The following is a 1,819-nucleotide window of genomic DNA, read 5'->3' on the forward strand; positions in this document are numbered from 1 at the left end:
CGGGTGCGGAAGATGAAGTTGCCCGGGGTGATCTCGTTGCGGAAGGACTTGCCGATGTTGGCGATGCCGAACGGCGGCTTCATGCGCGCGGACGTCATGACGTTCTTGAAGTTGACGAAGATGCCCTGCGCGGTCTCCGGGCGGAGGTAGTGCAGGCCTTCCTCATCATCGACCGGGCCGAGGAAGGTCTTGAGCAGACCGGAGAACGGGCGCGGCTCGGTCCAGTTGCCCGGCTGGCCGGTCTCCGGATCGTTGATGTCCGCGAGGCCGTTGGCCGGCGGGTGGCCGTGCTTCTCCTCGTAGGCCTCGAGCAGGTGGTCCGCGCGGTAGCGCTTGTGGGTGTGCAGGGACTCGACCAGCGGGTCGGTGAAGACCTCGACGTGGCCGGAGGTGACCCACACCTGCCGGGGCTGGATGATGGAGGTGTCCACGCCGACGACATCGGGGCGGGCGGTGACCATGTGACGCCACCACTGGCGCTTGATGTTCTCCTTGAGCTCGACACCGAGCGGACCGTAGTCCCATGCGGAGCGGGAGCCGCCGTAGATCTCACCGGCCTGGTAGACGAGGCCGCGGCGCTTGCACAGGTTGACTACGGTATCGATGACGGACGCCATGGGGCTTCAGACTCCTCTGGTAGGGGATAAGTCGGTTCTGATTCACAACGAGTCTAGCCGCCTCGCCTGTACCGGGCAGCCAGGGGGTTGACGGCCCGGTGGGCACAGGTGGTAGTCTCCGCGAAAATAATGCTCGACCCCTCAACGTGAGGGGTGCCGGGACGTTGTCGCGGGCCAAATGTCTAAGGTCCCGACACCATGTGGGTATAATCGAAGAACTAGCACGCTGGCCCGCCAATCGACATCTAATGACGCGGTTTGCGAACATAAAAAACTCAGGATTTGGTCTACTCGCCGAATCTCGGCCCCGCCGCAGGCCGCAGGCACAGAAGAACTGGATGGGATGAACACTTACTCGGACACCGACCTCGACGCCGCCGAGGCAATTATCGGCGCGCTGGACTCACGCCTGCGCGTGCAGATCATCTGGCGCCTGTCCATCCGAGAGCACTTCGTTCACGAACTCGTCGACGGACTGGGCAAGTCCCAGCCGCTGATCTCGCAGCACCTGCGGGTGCTCAAGCGCTCCGGCATCGTCGACTCCGAACGCCGCGGCCGCGAGGTCATCTACCGCCTCGTCCTGCCGCAGGCCGCGGACATCATCACCTCCGCCGTGGCACTGGGCCTGCACGCCCGCGATCTCCAGCAGTCGCGGAGGAACAACGGCGCCCCGAACGCCGAGCAGGCGCGCGACAACGTCGTTCCCATCGGACACACCCGGCATCCCCGCGGCACCGGAACCGAGCAGGACCCGGTGGGTCAGGTCTCCCACGCCCCGGCCGCGGCCGCCGGATCGGCGATCAGCTCCGACAGCATTCCGGATCCCTCCCCCACCCCGCCGGTACCCACCGTCTTTTCCTGAACTGCGAGTTTCCCCGGCAGCGTACATAATGGGATGTGTCCTCGATCCCGTTGACCAGGAAGAGCAGGTACATGTCCCCCACGTCCTCCGGCGTACCGAAGCTCGGTGCCCGTAACACCCGGCAACGCACCGCAGTCATCAGCATCCTCTCCGAGATCGACACCTTCGCCTCCGCCAAGGAAATCCACCGTGAGCTGGAGGACCGGGACCAGCAGGTCGGCCTGACCACCGTCTACCGCACCCTCCAGTCCCTCGCCGAGATCGAGGCCGTCGACGTCCTCCACATGTCCACCGGCGAGACCCTCTACCGGCAGTGCGTGTCCGAGCACCACCACCATCA

The 1,819-nt window shown here is 65.1% G+C and carries 1 protein-coding gene and 2 pseudogenes; 2 read left to right on the forward strand and 1 reads right to left on the reverse strand.

The window, feature by feature from the left end; genetic code table 11:
* A pseudogene (locus Q4F73_RS11180) lies at positions 1–617 on the reverse strand (glycine--tRNA ligase); the annotation flags it as partial.
* Positions 618–1,002: 385 nt separating this feature from the next.
* Between Q4F73_RS11180 and Q4F73_RS12520 the strand changes: the two are divergent.
* Both Q4F73_RS12520 and Q4F73_RS11190 read left to right on the forward strand, forming a co-directional pair.
* A pseudogene (locus tag Q4F73_RS12520) lies at positions 1,003–1,221 on the forward strand (ArsR/SmtB family transcription factor); the annotation flags it as partial.
* 329 nt (positions 1,222–1,550) lie between these two features.
* A partial coding sequence (locus tag Q4F73_RS11190) for a Fur family transcriptional regulator (protein WP_303359424.1) occupies positions 1,551–1,819 on the forward strand: 269 nt, incomplete at its 3' end.

Source organism: Corynebacterium sp., assembly GCF_030535495.1.
In the GTDB taxonomy this organism is placed as follows: domain Bacteria; phylum Actinomycetota; class Actinomycetes; order Mycobacteriales; family Mycobacteriaceae; genus Corynebacterium.